The sequence below is a fragment of the Arthrobacter sp. B2a2-09 genome, from assembly GCF_027587375.1.
GTDB lineage: Bacteria > Actinomycetota > Actinomycetes > Actinomycetales > Micrococcaceae > Arthrobacter.
The window spans coordinates 64,107-80,574 of the sequence record NZ_JAMXIC010000011.1 but is presented as its reverse complement, the minus strand read 5'-3'; the positions used below and the strand labels follow the sequence as shown (position 1 = coordinate 80,574).

The window sequence follows — 16,468 nt, the reverse complement described above, 5'->3', positions numbered from 1 at the left end:
AACGTTTGCAAAACAAGAGTCTTTTTGAAACTTTTCTTCCGGGGTCTCCTCAGCCGGCCGCGCCGAGGACGTCTACGTCAACAAAGCCGACCAGGGAGACAGCAAGACGGGCTGTGGCAGATCGCGGATTACTCCGCCGTCACTGCCACAGCCCGTCCGGACGCTTCAGCCAGCCCCACTCACTTAGCGAGTGCGTACACCGTGGTCCCGCCGATGGTCTGTGCCTGGAAGTTCGCAGCCACCCATTGCGCGATCTGGGCCGGAGCGGCCGATCCACTATCCGCCTGCATGGTCCCGCCTGCGATGAAGTAGTGAATCTTGCCTTGTGCCACGAGCTGCTGGAACTGTTCGAGCGTGGGGGACGGGTCCGTGCCGTTGAAGCCACCCACCGCCATGACGGGCAGTTCGGTGGCCAGCTGGTAGCCGGCGGCGTTGTTGGAACCCACGACGGCGGCCGCCCAAGTGTAGTTCGAGGCGCCGGATTCCAGCGCGGCAACCATTTCCGACGACGGCGTGGTGGCGCCGAGCAAGCCGCCCATACCGCCACCTTGTCGGTTCCCGCCAAAACCGCCGCCCTGCGTGCCGGGCTGCTGGAGGGCTTGCGGCGGTGTGTTCTGGCCGGCGTTTTGCCCGAAACCATTTTGTCCGAAGCCGCCCCGGCCGCCGAAGCCACCGAATGCAGTCGTTGGACCGGCACTGGGGATTGCACCACTGTGCGTCACGGAGGCGGTGGAGATGGAGTACGCCAGGGGGCCGGCGAGGGAAGCCGCGAGGGCGAGCGCCGCCGTCGTGCGCTGAAGAATGCGGGAGGTGAAGCGTCCCGAAAGCACCAACCCGGCTGCGGCTGCGAGGGCGCCGAACAGCACCGCCCAGCGCAGCAACGGACCATAGGCCGTGGTGCTGCCCAGGAGGTTGAAGGCCGTGAATCCCGCTGCGGCCACTGCTACGGCGAGCATGACGGCCGCGACGAGCTGCGCGCGGTGCTGCCACAAAAGCACCCCGCCCAGGCCAGCGAGACCGGCGATGCCCGGGGCCAGCGCTACCGCGTAGTAGGGATGGATGATGCCCGCCATGAAGCTGAACACCAGCCCGGTGACAAGCACCCACGAGCCCCACACGATCACCGAGGCGCGCACGGAATCCGTGCGCGATGCACGGCGGCCCAGCCACAGCAGCCCGCCCCCGAGGACCAGCACCGAGGGGAGCAACCACGCAATCTGGCCGCCGAACTCGCTGTTGAACATCCGGAACAGCCCGGGAACTCCCCAGCCATTGCCGCCCCCGACGCTGCCGGTCTCCTGGCCACTGAGCCTGCCCAGGCCGTTGTAACCGAGGGTCAGTTCCAGGATGGAATTATTCTGGGAGCCGCCGATGTATGGCCTCATGTTCGCCGGAATGAGTTCGACGACGGCGAGCCACCAGCCGGCCGAGACCACCATGGCTGCCCCCGCGCCTAGCAGCCGAAGCAGGCGACGCCCCACTCCACCTTGCGCGGCAACCACGTACGCCACGGCAAATCCAGGAACCACCAGCAGGACCTGGAGTTGCTTGGTCAGGAAGCCGAAGCCCAGGAACACTCCTGCCAGCAGGAGCCAACGCAGCTTGTTGTCCTGGATGGACCGCAGCGTGGCGTAGCCGGCTGCCGTCATGAGCAGCACCAGCAAGGCGTCCGGGTTGTTGAACCGGAAAATGAGGGTGGCTACCGGGGTGATGGCCATGACGACGGCGGCCAGCAGCCCTGCCCGGTGGGCGAGCCGTGGATCGCCGGTGGCGGGGGCCGCAGCCCGCCGGACCGCCAGATACAGCAGCCAAGCCGTGGCAACGCCCATGAGCGCCTCGGGAACCAGGATGCTCCAGGAGCTCAGCCCGAAGATCCGCACCGAGAGGTCCATGATCCAGAGCGACGCGGGCGGCTTGTCCACCGTGATCGAGTTGGCGGCGTCGGACGATCCGAAGAACCACGCGGCCCAATTCTGCGAACCGGCCTGGGCCGCGGCGGAGTAGAACGGGTTGGCCCAGCCGGAAGCGCCGAGGTTCCAGAGGTACAGGACCGCCGTTACGAGGAGCACGATGCCGAGCTCCACGCGGTGCCGCAGGGCGTGGGGCCCATGGTTGCGGTGGGTTTTTCGGGTCAGGCCGGGCCGGGCGCGGCCGCCCCCTCCTTGGGTCGCGGCCGCTTCCGGCGGCTCTGCCGAACGCGATGGCGGAACCTGCTGCCCCGGCTTGGAGCCTGTATCTGTGGAATAGGAAGTGGTCATCGGAATCTACTTTGTCAGCTTGTAGACGGTGGAGCTGCCCACCGTCTGGGCTTGGAAGTTGGCCTGCACCCAAGAGGCTACCTCGGAGTTGCCGCCTTGGCCTCCGAATCCACCGCCGCCACCCATGCCGCCACCTTCGATGTAGTAGCCGATTTGTCCCTTGGCCACCATGTCCTGGAACTGTGCCAGCGTGGGGTACGGATCGCCGCCGTTCCAGCCACCGAGTGCGATCACGTCGGTGTTCGTGGCGAGCTCAAGGCTTGCGGCCTGGGTGGCACCGGAGACGATCGCCGACCACTTCGTGGTGGTGGACGACAGCAGCGCGGTCAGTCCGGCGTCGGCGGTTCCCTCGGAACCGGGCCCTCCCGCCTGACCCGCGCCACCGGCTGCGCCGAACCCTCCAGCGCGGTTTCCGAAGCCGCCCATGGCGGAACTGGTGGGTCCCGACGTTGGGATGGAACCGGAGTGCGCGGTTGCCGCCGTCGCGAGCGTCCACGCTGTGGTTCCGAGGCCGCCGGCCAGGAGGGAAACGACGACGACGGCCGCGGCCGCCGCGTTCCGGAACCGGCCTGCGGCATTTTGGCCTGCGGGACGCCATGAGTCGAGGCGAAGCAGGATTGCTGCGGCCGCCACCACACCCAGGACGACGATCACGATGCGCAACCAGGGGAGCCATGAGGCGTCGCGGCCCAGGAGAACCGCGGACCACGCTGAACTACCGAGCACTACTACGGCCAGGATGATCCTGGCCGGCCAATACCCGCGGCCACGCCACAACTCAACGCTGCCGATGCCCACCAGCGCAGCGATTGCCGGTGCGAGAGCTACCGCGTAGTAGGGGTGGACGATGCCGCTCATGAAGCTGAAGACGCCCGCCGTGACCAGAAGCCAGCCACCCCACAGGATGAGCGCGGCACGGGTACGGGAGGCTCGTGCTTCCCGGCGGGTGAACCACAGGCCAGCTGCCAGCAAAATCAGTGCAGCAGGGAGAAGCCAGGAGACCTCAGCGCCGAAGCTCGTGCCAAACATGCGGGTGATCCCGGCTGCTCCACCGAAACCGGTGTTGCCGCCGCCACCTCCGCCGAAGGCGCCGAGGCCGAGGCCGCCGAGATTGCCTCCAGTTGGTGCGCCAGCCGCGCCGCCTCCGCCGGGCGTGCCTTCGCCCGAGCCGGTGATGCGGGACAGCCCGTTGTAGCCGAAGGTCAGTTCAAGGAAGCTGTTGGTTTGCGAACCTGCCATGTAAGGCCGTGCCGAAGCTGGAGTCAGCTGGAAGAGGGCGACATAACTGCCAGCCACTACCGCGATACCGGCCAATGCGCCGAGCAGGTGCAGCAGCCGCCGCCGCAACGGGGTGGGGGCGGCCCAGAGGTACGCGAGTCCCAGTCCCGGAACAATCAGGAACCCCTGCAGCATTTTGCTCAGGAACGCGAGGCCCACTATGGCTCCGGCTGCGGCGAGCCACTTCCACCCTGCGCGTTCGATGGCGCGGGTAGTGAAGTACGCCGCGAGGACCAAGCAGAGGGTCAGCATGGCGTCGGGATTGTTGAAGCGGAACATGAGCGCCGCCACCGGCGTCAGTGCCAAAGCGCCACCGGCCAACAAGCCCGCGCCTGGTCCGGACACCCGCTTGACCGTCAAATAGAGGAAACCGACGGCGGCCACGCCCATCAGCGCCTCGGGAACCAGCATGCTCAGGGGCGAGAAGCCGAAGATCCGGCCCACCAAAGCGGGGATCCACAGAGAGGCCGGGGGCTTGTCCACGGTGATGGCATTGCCGGCGTCGAGAGAACCGAACAGAAACGCCGCCCAGTCCTTGGTGCCGGCCTGGATGGCCGCGGCGTAGAAGGAGTTTCCGTAGCCGGTGGCCGCGAGGTTCCAGAGATACAGGAAGGCGGTGGCAACGAGAAGTCCGGCGGCGGACGGCCGGACCCAGCGGGGCTGCCGGCCAAAAGTGTATCGGGTCCAGCGGGGCGTGGCGCCGGGGGTTGACGGGCCGGCCGGGTGGCGGCCCTGCGGTGCGTCGGCAGAACCAGGAATGCCAGTCCCGACGGCGTCAGTACTTCCGGCGGCGGGACCCGTGCTTGCGGGAGTAATCGTGGAGGTCATGATGCTGCCGTTTCTGTGCGCGTTTTGGCTTGGGTGGTGGGTGCAGTCGCCTGCGCTGCAGGCTGCCGGAAGACCCAGAGGCGGAACAAGAGGAAGCGGACTGCGGTGGCGGCGAGGTTCGCTGCGACCACGGTGAGGAGCTCGCCCCAGCGGTCCGTCGTCGTCGTACTGTGCACCAAGGCGAGTGCCCCCGAAGTGAGTGCGAGGCCGATCCCGAAGACGATCAAACCCTCGAAGTGGTGCCGAACGGGATTGCCGCCCTGGATGCCGAAGGTGAAGCGCCGGTTGGCACCGGTGTTTGCGATGGCCGTGACGAGCAGAGCCAGGAAGTTGGCCAACTGGGGATCCAGGAAGCCGCGGCAGAACAGGAAGATGAGCACATAGGCGAGGGTGGAAGCAGCGCCGATCGCGGCGAACCGGACCAGCTGCCCGAAAAGGCTGCTGCGCGGGCTCTGCTCGGCAGTACGCGACGACGCCGGAAGCGGCCCGCGTGCAAGTGCTGCGCGCAGTTCCGGGATGGGGATGCGGCCCGAGACGAGATCCCGGGTGAGCCGGACCATGCCCCGGATGTCGGCCAGGGCGGTGCGCACCACGTCGACGCTGGAATTGGGATCGTCGATCCAGTCAACGGGAACTTCGTGGACCCGGAGGCCGCAGCGTTCGGCGACCACCAGGAGTTCAGTGTCGAAGAACCACGAGTTGTCCATGGTGTGGGGGAGGATCTGCTGCGCGACATCTGCCCGGATCGCTTTGAAGCCGCACTGGGCATCGCTGAAGCGGGCGCCCATGAACGAGTGCAGCATCAGGTTGTAGCTACGCGAAATGAACTCGCGCTTGGGCCCGCGGACAACCCGCGAGTTGCGCGTCAGCCGCGTGCCAATGGCGAGGTCTGAATGGCCGGAGATCAGCGGCGCTAAAAGGGGTGCCAGTGCGGCGAGATCCGTGGACAGATCCACGTCCATGTAAGCCAGAACCGGGGACGGCGAAGCGAGCCACACCGTGCGCAGGGCGTTGCCGCGTCCCTTCTCCTCGAGATGGACAACTGCGAGTTCAGGCAGTTCCCTGGCCACACGTTCGGCGATTTTCAAGGTGCTGTCCGTGCTCGCGTTGTCGGCCACGGTGATGCGGAAGCCGTGCGGGAAGGATTCGCGCAAGTGGCCGTGAAGCCTGCGCAGGCACTCTTCGAGATCGCGTTCCTCATTGAAGACGGGGATCGTGACATCGAGGACGGGGATGCTGGTGTGGGTGTCCACGGGGGCGCGCCGCACCGTGCTGCGTGGGATGGGGGTGGTGGGTTGGATGGGAAGGCCCGGCGGCACCACCGCGGGGTCCTTCAAGGTTCCGGTGGATTCGATGAGCGTCATGTATCCAGAGTGGCCTTGCCGATTATGAGGGCTTTAGGCGGAACCTGTGACGTGGCTGTGGATGTGTAGCCGGCGTGGCCAATCACCTGCCTGGCCAAGTGGCAGAGGCCCGCCCCCTGAAGGGACGGACCTCGACGTACTTTGTGCGTGTCTCTTGGGTTAGTACCAGTTGTGAGCCAAGTGGAAGGACCACGCCGCGGACGGTGATCCGTAGCGTTGCTTGATGTAGTTCAGGCCCCAGCGGATCTGCGTCTGGTAGTTGGTCTGCCAGTCGGCACCTTCTGATGCCATCTTGTCGCCCGGCAGCGACTGCCCAATGCCGTAAGCGCCACTGGAGGCGTTGGTGGCAGTGGTGCGCCAATCCGATTCCTTGTTCCACAAGGTGACCAGGGCTGACATTTCGCCCTGACCCCAACCGTAGGAGGGAAGGATGCTTGCGGCGTAGGCCTGGGCGCCGGAGGGATCATCGAGGGCGACGGGTGCGGCCGGGGCTGCTGGAGCAGGGGGTGCCGCGGGCGCGGCCGGTGCGGCGGCCTGGGGCGCGACGGCGGCCGGAGCCGGGGCGGGTGCCTGGCTCGGCGTCGCCGTGGCGCTCGGCTTGGGGCTCGCGCTTGCGCTCGCCGACGGCGTCGCGGTGGCCGATGGCGTGGCTGAGTGATCCGCCGCGCGGGATTCGGATGTGCGGCTCATGTCCTGGGCGTTGAGGGCTTGTCCGGCGGCCTGGGTGGCGGCACCTGCGCCAAGGAACACGGCAACGACGCCGGCAACAACTGCCATGCGCTGGCCGGTGCCGAAGTTCGAGGCAGCTCGCCTCAACGTGGAACGTGACTTGTTTCTCCGGGCAGGTTCGCCGCGGTGGCGCGCAACAGGGCGCGACTGATTCTTGGAACCAGACATGGTGATTGCCTCTCGACGCCTGCGGAGTTAGCTGTCGGATTCGGATGAGGTCATCCGGCCGTGGCCACAGGGAATCGTGGCGGTGCGGCTTCACCCCTAGGGCTCGCTCAACATGAGCGCTTGCCCGGAGACCTGGGTCCCCCGTCTCTGCCTGGACTGTTGGGCACCGGGGAGTGGCAGAGCTCGGCGCCTACCCGGAGGTGGCCGGAAAGATCCGGCGCACCCATTCGACGCTACAGGAGGATCGAGCTTAAGTCACATTTAGGTAACGGAGATCACGACGCCGGTGCGTCGACTTGCGCTCGCTGCGCACCGGAGTCGCACCCTTCTGTCGGCCTTCAGGCCGTGGCGCTCCTGAGCGCCGGAAGCCGCACCGCGAACTCCGTCCGGCCGGGCCGCGACGCCACTTCGACGGTACCGCCATGCGCCTGAACAATGGATTCCACAATCGACAAGCCGAGCCCGGACGTGCCCTCGGAACCGGAGCGGGCGGCGTCGGCACGGGCAAAGCGCGAGAAGATCCTGCCCTGGAACTCAGGCGGGATGCCTGGCCCGTTGTCAGTCACGGTAACCACGGCGCTGCCGTCGGCGGAGCGCATGACGCCCGTGACCACGGTGGTTCCCGCCTCCGTGTGTTTGCGGGCATTGGAGAGCAGATTCGCTAAAACCTGGTGGAGTTGGGTGGTGTCGCCGCGGATCGTGAGGGGATCATCCGGGAGTTTGAGCTGCCAGATGTGCTCGGGCGCCATGACTTTCTCGTCGCTGACGGTCTCGATCACCAACTGCGTGAGGTCCACATCGGTGAACTCGGGGGCCTTTCCTTCGTCCAGCCGGGCCAGCAGAAGGAGGTCCTCCACGAGGGTGGTCATGCGTTCGGACTGGCTCTGCACCCGGCCCAGTGACTTGCGTCCGTCCTCGGTGAACGTCTCCGTCATGCGCAAGAGCTCGGTGTAGCCGCGGATGGCGGTCAGCGGAGTGCGTAGTTCGTGTGACGCGTCGGCCACGAACTGGCGCACCTTTGTTTCGCTTTGCTGGCGCGCCTCGAGGGCGCTGGAGACGTTGTCCAGCATCAGGTTCAAAGCATGGCCGACGCTTCCCACTTCCGTGCTCGGGTGGGCGGCCGACGCCGGAACGCGCACCGCGAGTGCCACCTCACCGGCGTCGAGCGGAAGTTTCGATACCTTCGTGGCGACGTCGGAGAGCTGCTCCAAGGGGCGCATGGTGCGGCGGATCAGCACGGTACCGGCCAGCCCAATCAGGACCAGTCCGCCCAAGGACACCAGCACCATGGTCCACACGAGCGAGGCCTCGGTGTCCTCTTTCGAGGCGAGCGGCAGCCCCGTGATGACAACATCGCCGTAGGGAGTTTGGGCGGCCACCAGCCGGTAGCCGCCATTGGACAGGGTGCGATCAACCGGACGGCCATCATAGGGTAGTGCCAACAGTATTCCGGCGTCACTTGGCGAAAATGGCGTACGGGTGGCGTCGGAGGACAGGAATCCTGCGTCAGCGCTCACTTGCCCATCGAGAATGCGCGCATTCAGCGTGCCGATGCTCTGCCCCCGGGGATCCAGGGGGTCCGGACGGCCGCCCGGGTTGCCTTGCGGCGGGCGGCCATGGGAGGCCTGCATCAATTGCTGGTCCAGCTGCTTCGTGAGGAACACGTCCATGGAGGCGTAGCTGACCACCCCGACGGCACCGCAGATAGCCACGAGGAGTGCCATGGAGAGAAGGATCAAGCGCGTGCGCAAGTGCCAGGTTGAAGGATTGAACCAGCTATGGTCGGTCTGGCGGGGGATACCCGAGAGTGCGGACATTCGGCGCCCCGGCTATTCGGCAGGCTTGATGACGTAACCGGCTCCGCGCACCGTGTGGATCATGGGCGGGTGGTTGGCCTCGATCTTCTTGCGCAGGTATGAGATGTAAAGCTCCACGATGTTGGCTTGCCCGCCGAAATCGTAGTCCCACACGCGGTCCAGGATCTGGGCCTTGCTGACCACGCGCTTGGGATTTTCCATGAGGTAGCGCAGGAGCTCGAACTGGGTTGCCGTGAGCGGGATGTCTTCGCCGCCGCGGGTAACTTCTCGGGTGTCCACGTTCAGCGTCAAGTCACCCACAACCAGCTCGGCCGTGTCCATCGCGGCCACCCCCGAGCGCTGGACCAGGCGGTGCAGGCGCAGCAGGACTTCCTCCATGCTGAATGGCTTGGTGACATAATCGTCGCCGCCGGCGGCCAACCCGACGATGCGGTCCTGCACATCGTCCTTAGCGGTGAGGAAGAGCGCGGGCACCTCAGGCGCAAAGGCGCGGATCCTGCCCAGCAGCTCAACGCCGTCGAACCCTGGAAGCATCACATCCAGCACCAGGACATCCGGACGGAAGTCCTTGGCGAGCTTTACCGCAGCGGGACCATCGCCGGCCACCGCCACCGACCAACCCGCCATGCGTAGGCCCATGCTCATGAGCTCGGCGAGGCTGGGTTCGTCGTCCACCACAAGGGCACGGATTGGAGAACCATCCGGGTGGCTGAGCTGCGGAAGGTTGTTGGTCATGGAGTGCGAGGATGCCATGAGACAACTCTCCAATCTGCCGGTTTGCCAGTGCTTTGCCAATGCTGTGAGCACCCTGTGAGTCCCAGCCTAGCCACCTGTCCAAAGGCACGGTACGCCCAACGCGCTGAGGAGGCTTTTGCGGGGCGGGCAAGGCTGGTTTCGAGCGGGCGGTTCATGCGGTTCGGGCGAGCGTGTGCCGTCACATTCTGCTGGATCATTCCTCAAGCCAGCCGGACGATCCGCGTGATCGCGGGGCACGGTGCTCGCTCGCGGCGAATGATCCAGCAGAATCCAACACAACACCGCGGAAGGTCACAGGCAGCCCTCCAGTTCGACACAGCCCGCACACAGCAAAGCGACCGACGCTGTTTGGGACAAGGACAACAACCGCAACAGTCTTGACTTCAATGGAGAAAACCATGGAACCGCACAACAACCCCTCCCTCCCCGGATCCACACCTGAAAGCGAGCAGCCCCAGCCGGTGATCCGGCCCTTGGACGAGTCCGCGCAGCCGATTGCCGGGGAGCCTCCCGTGGATCAAGCCGCTGGTTGGGGTGCGCCCCAGCAGAGCCAGGTCACCCAGCCCGGCCAGCCTGCCGCTGGTTGGGGTGCGCCCCCGCCGGTCCAGCAGGGCCAAGCCGCTGGTTGGGGTGCGCCCCAGCAAACCCAGCAGCCAGGCCAACCCACCGCCGGGTGGGGTGCTCCGCAGCAATACACCCCCGGACAGCCCCGACCTTCGTTTTTCAAGAATTGGAGCCTGAAGAAGGGGCTCATTGTTGGCGGCGTCGCGGTCGTGGTCGCTGCGGCGGCGGGAGCCGGTGCATATGCCGCCGGAAACGGGTCCGCGGCGGCTGATACCACCAACGCGCAGGGGCCGGGTGCCGGGCAGAACGGCCAGGGCGGATTCGGTGGCCCCGGTGGGACGAACGCAGGTCCGGGCGGGCTCGGGGTGGGCATGGGCGGCCTGAATGCTGCGATCCACTCGGAATATGTGGTCCTCCAGAACGGCAGCTACGTCACCATGGCGGGCCAGCTGGGTACGGTCACCGACGTCTCGGCTAGCTCCATGACGGTCAAGAGCGAAGACGGATTCACCCGTACCTACGCCCTCGGATCGGACGTTGTGGTGGCGGAGGGCATGCGGCAACGGGGGAGCACGACCAGCGGCACCACCTTGACCCTCGCCGATGTGAAATCCGGATCCAGCGTGAGGGTCACTGCGCTCAAGGAATCCGACAAGTACACGGCACAGTCCATCCAGATCGTCACTGCCACTACATCAAGTACCCAAGGAACCGGCACCACCAACTAGGGCGGGTGCCTCTTGCTTCCGTCGTGACCCTCTTTGCCGCGCTTCCTCAGAACGACGCTCTGACCGTGTCGCAAGCGCTTTCCGAAGGCAAAGAAGGTCACGACGGCGGGTCCCGTCAACCTGCAAACCGCGCCTCACCAGCCTTCCGGTGGGGTTGTAGCAGACGATTTGCCAAAGAATTTTCACGAGACGCAGATCCAGGATTGGACAAGGGTTGTTTCATATCTCGAGATTCAAAGGCAAGCGCGTGACGTGACTTAAGATTCAAAGAATGGTCATTCCATCAAATTTTATTCGAATATTGCGCTCAAAGCGGCCAGTGTGACGAACGAGAATGGGTCACATTTGGACATGTGAGAATTGTGATGTGCGGCACAATAGTCCGATTCGTCTCAAAATGTGGACGGTTCGGTGCTTTGTTACTTGCAAGTTCCCTTTGTTACGTTGCACACTTCAAATGTGAACAAGAACTCAACAGCATCTGCAGCCGCAGCGATCGAGCCCAGCACACCCGCTGGTTTTTCGATGAGCTGTTGTCGAATGCATGCCTAACTTAAGACCCCAAGAAGTTTCAGGCATTCGCCCCCTGCCCAGCGTCGGGCGCCCCTCCCCATCTCATTGCGGGGACCAGACCAGCATTCGAAGCCGCGATGACGGCTATTCACTTTGAGGTAAGCAATCCATGTCAGTTGCATCCGGATACGTCCACATCTCCGTCCGTAACGCCAATAAGGCCGCGTCGAACGCCGGCTTGCGTCCCGGCTTCGGCAACCGCCCGGCCTACGCGCAGCCCGCACCACAGGGTGGCGGCCAGGCCCCCGGTTACGTTCCCCAGGGCTACAACCCCAACTCCTACGGCCAGCTCCGCGCCGTTCCCGCCAACGAGGCCTCGCCGATGACTGCACCCACGCCCGTCCTGGCTCCAGCAGACCGCTCCATCCGCCCCGTTGCCAACGACAATGTGGCCCGCGGCTTCGTACTCTACATGGGCATCGACGAAGACACCGCTGCAGCGGCCGGAACGTCCATCGCCAAGCTTGCCCAGGAAATCCGTGCTTACGCGCAGTCCCTCGTTTCCGGCGCCGAGAGCTATGCCGCCGTCGCGGTAGCTCCAGCCGGGGCGCCCGGTTCCGCGCTCGACGTCGTCCGCTCGACTTTCGGTGACCCCACCGTTGGCAGCCGCCAGCGCTCCGAGGCGCTCCGCCCGCAGCCGGCACAGGAAGCGCGCCCGTCCGGTGTCTTGATCGACCTCGCCCGCCGTGAGGTGCACCTCGACGGCGAATCCCTGAACCTCACGTTCAAGGAATTCGAGCTCCTCAACTACCTCGTCGAGAACGGCACCCGGACCGTGGGCCGCGATGAGCTCCTCGAGGGTCTGTGGCGCAACGCCGAAGAGGTCCCCAACGAGCGCACCATCGACGTCCACATCCGGCGCCTCCGTTCCAAGCTCGGACGCCTCGCGAACACGGTCCGCACCGTACGCGGCCAGGGCTACCGCTTTTACGAGCACCCCGAGGTCATCGTCTGGGCCGCTCCGGAATACTCGATCTAGTCTCCCGCTGGCCCAACTAGCTGTACTGCCCAGGGAGGTTGGTTAGCCGGCTGACGGGTGGTTTGTTCCCGGTTGCGGTGTGGGGCCTGTGGTGATTGTAGTAGTGAATCCAGCCGGGCAGGGCCTCTCGGCGGGTCGTTTCGGTCCCGTAGAACTTCGCGTAGGCCCAGCCATCGTTGAGGGTTCGGTGGAACCGTTCAATCTTGCCGTTGGTCTGGGGCCTGTAGGGCCGTGTGCGTTTCGCGGTGATGCCCAGCTCAGCGCAGGCCGCTTTCCACGCATTGGAGACGTAAGCGGATCCGTTGTCCGAGAGCACTCGCTTGGTGGTGATGCCTTGCGCGGCGAACCATGCCACCGCACGTTCGAGGACGGCGATGGCGGTGATGGCCTTCTCGTCCTGGTGGATTTCGGCATACGCCACGCGGGAGTAGTCATCCAGGACTGTGTGCACGTAGGCCGTGCCATTCCTGGGGTGTTTGCTGGAGCGGGTGTAACCGCTGCGAGCGGCCGAAGCCCTGGAGTTCTTCCCGCCTTCGACCCGGCCAAGATAGCGGTGGCCGCCGCCCTCGGGGATGTTCCCGAACTTGGTGACATCGACGTGCAGCATCTCACCGGGGGCTGTGTGCTCGTACCGGCGGATCGGTTCACCCGTGACCCGGTCGATGTAACGGAGCCTGCTGATCCGGCAGCGAACCAGAACGGCGTGCACGGTCGAGGCCGGAATGCCCAGCTGCCCGGCGATCTGCACCGGGCCCAGCCGTTTACGCCACCGCATGGCAACGATCCGTCTGACGAGCTTTTGGGGCGTCTTGGTGGGGCTGTGATGGGGCCGGGATGACCTGTCGCCCATCCCGTCGCGACCGTGCTCAAGGTACCGGGTGACCCAACGCTTAGCGGTGGGCCAGGAAACCATGAACAGCTTCGCTGCTTCAGTGATCGTCCAGTGCTGATCGACGACCAGCTGGGCGAGCTTCAAACGGGCTTTTGGGGTCAACATTGCGTTAGCGTGGGACACGAAGGCCTCCTAGGTGTGCAGCGGTTTCTTAGACAGCTCCACTCCACACCGGGAGGCCTTCGTCATCCCGGAAATTTCAAGCCGTGTCCTCACACGGCCTCAACCAATCTCCCTGGGCAGTACAACTAGCTCGCATTTGTTGTCGTTTACGGGCGTCAAAACGACAACAAATGCGAGCTAGTTGGGATAGTAGGGTGGGGGGATGAGTGAGCATCACATTAAGCGGCTGGTGATCATGCGGCATGCGAAGTCGGATTGGCCCCTCGGGGTGCCGGATCATGAACGACCCCTTGCCGAGCGTGGCCACCGGGAAGCGCCCCTTGCCGGGAAATGGCTCCTCAAGCACCACGTGATTCCGGACTTTATCCTGTGTTCGTCCGCGCTGCGGACCCGCCAGACCTGCACTTGGGTGTGCAGCGAGCTGGGGGACAAGGCGCCGACGCCGAAACTCGAGGACGGTCTGTACGCCGCCTCCGCGCAGCGCATGTTGACCGTCATCAACCATGTGCCGGAAACCGTCACCACTCTCATGATCTTCTCCCACATGCCCGGTGTGCAGGACCTCGCGATGCACCTGGCTTCCCGCGACTCGGACCATGACGCCTACATGGATGCCGCAACGCGTTACCCCACCAGTGCCATGACCGTGATGGAACTGGAGAAACCGTGGGCTGAACTCGATGGGCAGGACGCTCGCCTGACCCACTTCGCAGTGCCTCGCCCAAAATAGCCTCGCCCAAAGTAAAGCCCCACCCAAAGTAAACCCGCGCTCGGCGCGAACTGGCAGCTAATGCCCCTTTCGAGGCGGCAGAGGGCATCTGCTGCCAGCTCGCGCGGGGATGGTCCGAGTTAGCCAACCTCAAGGCCGGCGGCCACATCCTGCAGCAAGCGCACCACGTGGCGGATGCTGGGGCTTGCCGTCATGGTCTTCCGGTACACGATTCCCACTTGGCGTTGCTGCATCGGGTTGACCACGGGCACCGCCACCACTCCGGCGGGGAGCTCGGGCCTGCCGAGCCGCGGCACCAGCGCCACCGCAACACCCTGCTGGACCATGGCGATATGGGTGGAAAAGTCGGGGTCGTAGACGCGGATGTCCGGCACCCGCCCCAGGCCTGCGAGGATCGCCAGCAACGCCTCATTGCAGATGGCACCGGCCGGCGTGCTGATCCAGCTTTCGTCCACCAGGTCGGAAGGCTCGACGGCGGTCCGGCCGGCCAGCGGGTGCGCTGAGTTCAGCAAGACGTCGGCGGTGTCCAGGCAGAGATTCTCGTGGACCATGTTCTCGGGAATGACCAAGGGCACTGAGTGCCAGTTGTGCACGACGCCGAGATCGGCTTCACCGGTTGCGACCCTCTGGACGGCCTCGCGTGGGTCCTCGGCCACCACGCGGATTTCAAGCCCGGAGCTGGATCCACCATGTCCGGAGCCCGCCGCGGCCGAAGATCCGACGGCAACAGCTTGAGCCGTACCCAGTTTCCCCAGCATCGGCCCCACCAGCCCGCGGCAGGCCGTGGAAAATGCCACGAGCCGCAGCACGCCGCTTGGCTTCGCGGGGTCGGCAAGCAGGGTGGCCTGCAGCTCCTCCAACTCGCCCAGGATGCGGCGTCCGTACTCAGCCAACGCCATGCCCCGGTCCGTCAGCAGAACGCCGCGGCCATGGCGCTCCAAGACCGTCACGCCACTCTGCTTCTCGAGCTTCTTGATCTGTTGGGAAACTGCCGAGGGGCTGAAGCCCATAGCCTCTGAGGCAGCCACCACCGAGCCTTGCTGTTCCACTGCTACGAGGGCCCGTAGCGCCGCAATCTCAATCATGAAGCAAACGTACATGATTTGATGCAGAATTCAACGCTGGTGCTTCATCCGCTTGGCTGTCAGAGTTGAATCGTGAATATCCGACACTCAGCACTCGCCGTCCTTGTCGCTGTCCTTTGGGGCCTGAATTTCGTCGCGATCGACTTTGGCCTACACCCCGCAAGCGGGAATGGCAGTCACGGGAGCGGTGGCGCGGCCGACGTGCCGCCGCTGCTGTTCGTGGCCATCCGCTTCGCGCTGGTGGTGTTCCCCTGCATCTTCTTCGTCCGCAAACCGGACGTCAGCTGGAAGGCGATCATCGGCGTCGGGCTGTTCATGAGCGCCGGGCAGTTTGGCCTCCTCTACCTGGGCATGGCCCTCGGCATGCCGGCCGGGCTCGCCTCCCTGGTGCTGCAGGCGCAAGTGCTCCTGACGGTGCTGTTGGCGGCCCGGTTCCTGGGGGAGCGGCCGAGCAAGCGCCAACTGACGGGCGTTGTCCTGGGTGTCGCCGGACTCGCCCTGGTGGCGGTGGGTCGAAGCCTGGTGGCCCCTGTGGTGCCGCTCATGATCGTGCTCGCCGCGGCGTTGTCCTGGGCTGCGGGAAACATCATCGCCCGCAAGGCCAAGGCTGCTTCGGGCCTGGGGCTGGTTGTGTGGTCCGGGGCCGTGGTCCCGCTGCCGCTCGCGGGCTTGTCGCTGATCGTGGACGGCCCGGCCGCCGTCGTCGGGACGCTCACCAACCTTCAGCCAGCGACCATCCTGAGCGCCCTGTACACCGCAGTGTTCGCCTCACTGGTGGGCTATGGCATCTGGAACCGATTGCTCAGCCTCTACCCGAGCTCGGCCGTGGTGCCGTTCACTTTGTTGGTCCCGGTGGTGGGAATGACCGCGGCGTGGCTGCTCATCTCAGAGGTCCCGACGACGGCGGAACTGGCCGGCGGCCTCCTCCTGCTGGGCGGCGTGGCGACCGCCGTGCTGCAGCGGCGCGCTAAGCCTGGGGATCTGGGGGCGCCCGAAGTACGTCAGCGCTTGGGTGCCGGCTTGCGCTGAGCCGGCGATCCCGACGTCGGGCGCTTGGGTGGCGTTGCGGGCGTACGGGGCGCCGGGCGCTTCACGGCCCCCGACGCCGGACGGGCCGCCTGCCGCTGGGCGGGCCTGGCAGGTATCGAGGAAGGGCGCGAAGCAGGCCGCGCCGCTGGCCGGCCAGTGGGGCGGGATGCCGCCGTCGCACGGTTCCTGCGGGATGGCCAGACCGCTCCCACAAACAAGACCAGCAGGGAGCTGCAGCCGGTAAGTGCGGCTAGGTAGAAGTAGATGTCCGAGTCCTTGGTGCTCACGGCGCTGCCCAGGGCATTTTCGTCCTGGTTGAAGGCGAGGCCCCACATGCGCAGGAACGCGATTCCGAACGCGATGAAAAGGATCGAGGAGATGGTTCCAAGAACCAGCATGAAGTACCTGCGACGGGCGAAAACTTCGGCGACGCACGCCAGGTAGCCGAGCGCCAAGACCCCGAGGAAGGTGTACATCACGGTTTCCTCAAGAGTGATGGCGAGCAGCACCAGCAAACCAGCGGACACCACAGCAGAGATGATCGCAAGCTTTCCACTGTTCCCCATG

Annotated in this window: 13 protein-coding genes and 1 riboswitch; of the genes, 4 read left to right on the top strand and 9 right to left on the bottom strand. The window is 65.4% G+C overall.

Annotated features, from left to right (window positions below; all coding sequences use genetic code 11):
* Window positions 1–179: 179 nt before the first annotated feature.
* The 6 genes from NFJ07_RS13485 to NFJ07_RS13460 all read right to left on the bottom strand — a co-directional run bounded on the left by NFJ07_RS13485 (window position 180) and on the right by NFJ07_RS13460 (window position 9,195).
* Entirely contained in the window at window positions 180–2,258 is a 2,079-nt protein-coding gene (locus NFJ07_RS13485; protein WP_269995056.1) for an ArnT family glycosyltransferase, read from the bottom strand.
* A gap of 6 nt (window positions 2,259–2,264) precedes the next feature.
* On the bottom strand, window positions 2,265–4,364 hold the full coding sequence (locus tag NFJ07_RS13480; protein WP_269995055.1) for a glycosyltransferase family 39 protein: 2,100 nt from the start codon (window positions 4,362–4,364) through the stop codon (window positions 2,265–2,267).
* Window positions 4,361–5,728 (bottom strand): glycosyltransferase, encoded by a 1,368-nt coding sequence (locus tag NFJ07_RS13475; protein ID WP_269995054.1) that lies wholly within the window; start codon window positions 5,726–5,728, stop codon window positions 4,361–4,363. Before NFJ07_RS13475 ends, NFJ07_RS13480 begins: the two co-directional genes overlap by 4 nt.
* A 159-nt stretch (window positions 5,729–5,887) precedes the next feature.
* Window positions 5,888–6,625, bottom strand: coding sequence for a hypothetical protein (locus tag NFJ07_RS13470; protein WP_269995052.1), 738 nt, complete (start codon window positions 6,623–6,625; stop codon window positions 5,888–5,890).
* A 2-nt stretch (window positions 6,626–6,627) separates the two neighbouring features.
* Window positions 6,628–6,801: riboswitch (cyclic di-AMP (ydaO/yuaA leader) on the bottom strand.
* A gap of 162 nt (window positions 6,802–6,963) precedes the next feature.
* A complete protein-coding gene (locus NFJ07_RS13465) occupies window positions 6,964–8,442 on the bottom strand; it encodes a sensor histidine kinase (RefSeq protein WP_269995050.1) in 1,479 nt (492 codons plus the stop codon).
* A 12-nt stretch (window positions 8,443–8,454) separates the two neighbouring features.
* The gene (locus tag NFJ07_RS13460; RefSeq protein ID WP_078106594.1) at window positions 8,455–9,195 is read right to left on the bottom strand and encodes a response regulator transcription factor; all 741 of its coding nucleotides are present in this window, start codon (window positions 9,193–9,195) and stop codon (window positions 8,455–8,457) included.
* A 401-nt stretch (window positions 9,196–9,596) separates the two neighbouring features.
* Between NFJ07_RS13460 and NFJ07_RS13455 the strand changes: the two genes are divergently transcribed.
* Window positions 9,597–10,490 (top strand): hypothetical protein, encoded by an 894-nt coding sequence (locus tag NFJ07_RS13455; protein ID WP_269995047.1) that lies wholly within the window; start codon window positions 9,597–9,599, stop codon window positions 10,488–10,490.
* A 682-nt stretch (window positions 10,491–11,172) separates the two neighbouring features.
* Window positions 11,173–12,042, top strand: a complete 870-nt coding sequence (locus tag NFJ07_RS13450) for a winged helix-turn-helix domain-containing protein (RefSeq protein WP_269995045.1) — start codon at window positions 11,173–11,175, stop codon at window positions 12,040–12,042.
* Between the two features lie 16 nt (window positions 12,043–12,058).
* Here NFJ07_RS13450 and NFJ07_RS13445 read toward each other — a convergent pair whose 3' ends face one another.
* Window positions 12,059–13,057 carry an IS481 family transposase gene (locus tag NFJ07_RS13445; protein ID WP_269995043.1) on the bottom strand — a complete coding sequence of 333 codons (999 nt, stop codon included), beginning with the start codon at window positions 13,055–13,057 and terminating at the stop codon, window positions 12,059–12,061.
* A gap of 202 nt (window positions 13,058–13,259) precedes the next feature.
* On the opposite strand from NFJ07_RS13445, the gene NFJ07_RS13440 reads away from it, so the two are divergent.
* Window positions 13,260–13,787 (top strand): SixA phosphatase family protein, encoded by a 528-nt coding sequence (locus NFJ07_RS13440; protein WP_269995041.1) that lies wholly within the window; start codon window positions 13,260–13,262, stop codon window positions 13,785–13,787.
* Window positions 13,788–13,906: 119 nt separating this feature from the next.
* On the opposite strand, the gene NFJ07_RS13435 is transcribed toward NFJ07_RS13440, so the two are convergent.
* A complete protein-coding gene (locus tag NFJ07_RS13435) occupies window positions 13,907–14,872 on the bottom strand; it encodes a LysR family transcriptional regulator (RefSeq protein ID WP_269995040.1) in 966 nt (321 codons plus the stop codon).
* Between the two features lie 72 nt (window positions 14,873–14,944).
* On the opposite strand from NFJ07_RS13435, the gene NFJ07_RS13430 reads away from it, so the two are divergent.
* Entirely contained in the window at window positions 14,945–15,901 is a 957-nt protein-coding gene (locus tag NFJ07_RS13430) for an EamA family transporter (RefSeq protein WP_269995039.1), read from the top strand.
* On the opposite strand, the gene NFJ07_RS13425 is transcribed toward NFJ07_RS13430, so the two are convergent.
* On the bottom strand, window positions 15,874–16,467 hold the full coding sequence (locus NFJ07_RS13425; RefSeq protein ID WP_269995038.1) for a hypothetical protein: 594 nt from the start codon (window positions 16,465–16,467) through the stop codon (window positions 15,874–15,876). The two genes, NFJ07_RS13430 and NFJ07_RS13425, sit on opposite strands and share 28 nt — an antisense overlap.
* Window position 16,468: the final 1 nt, after the last annotated feature.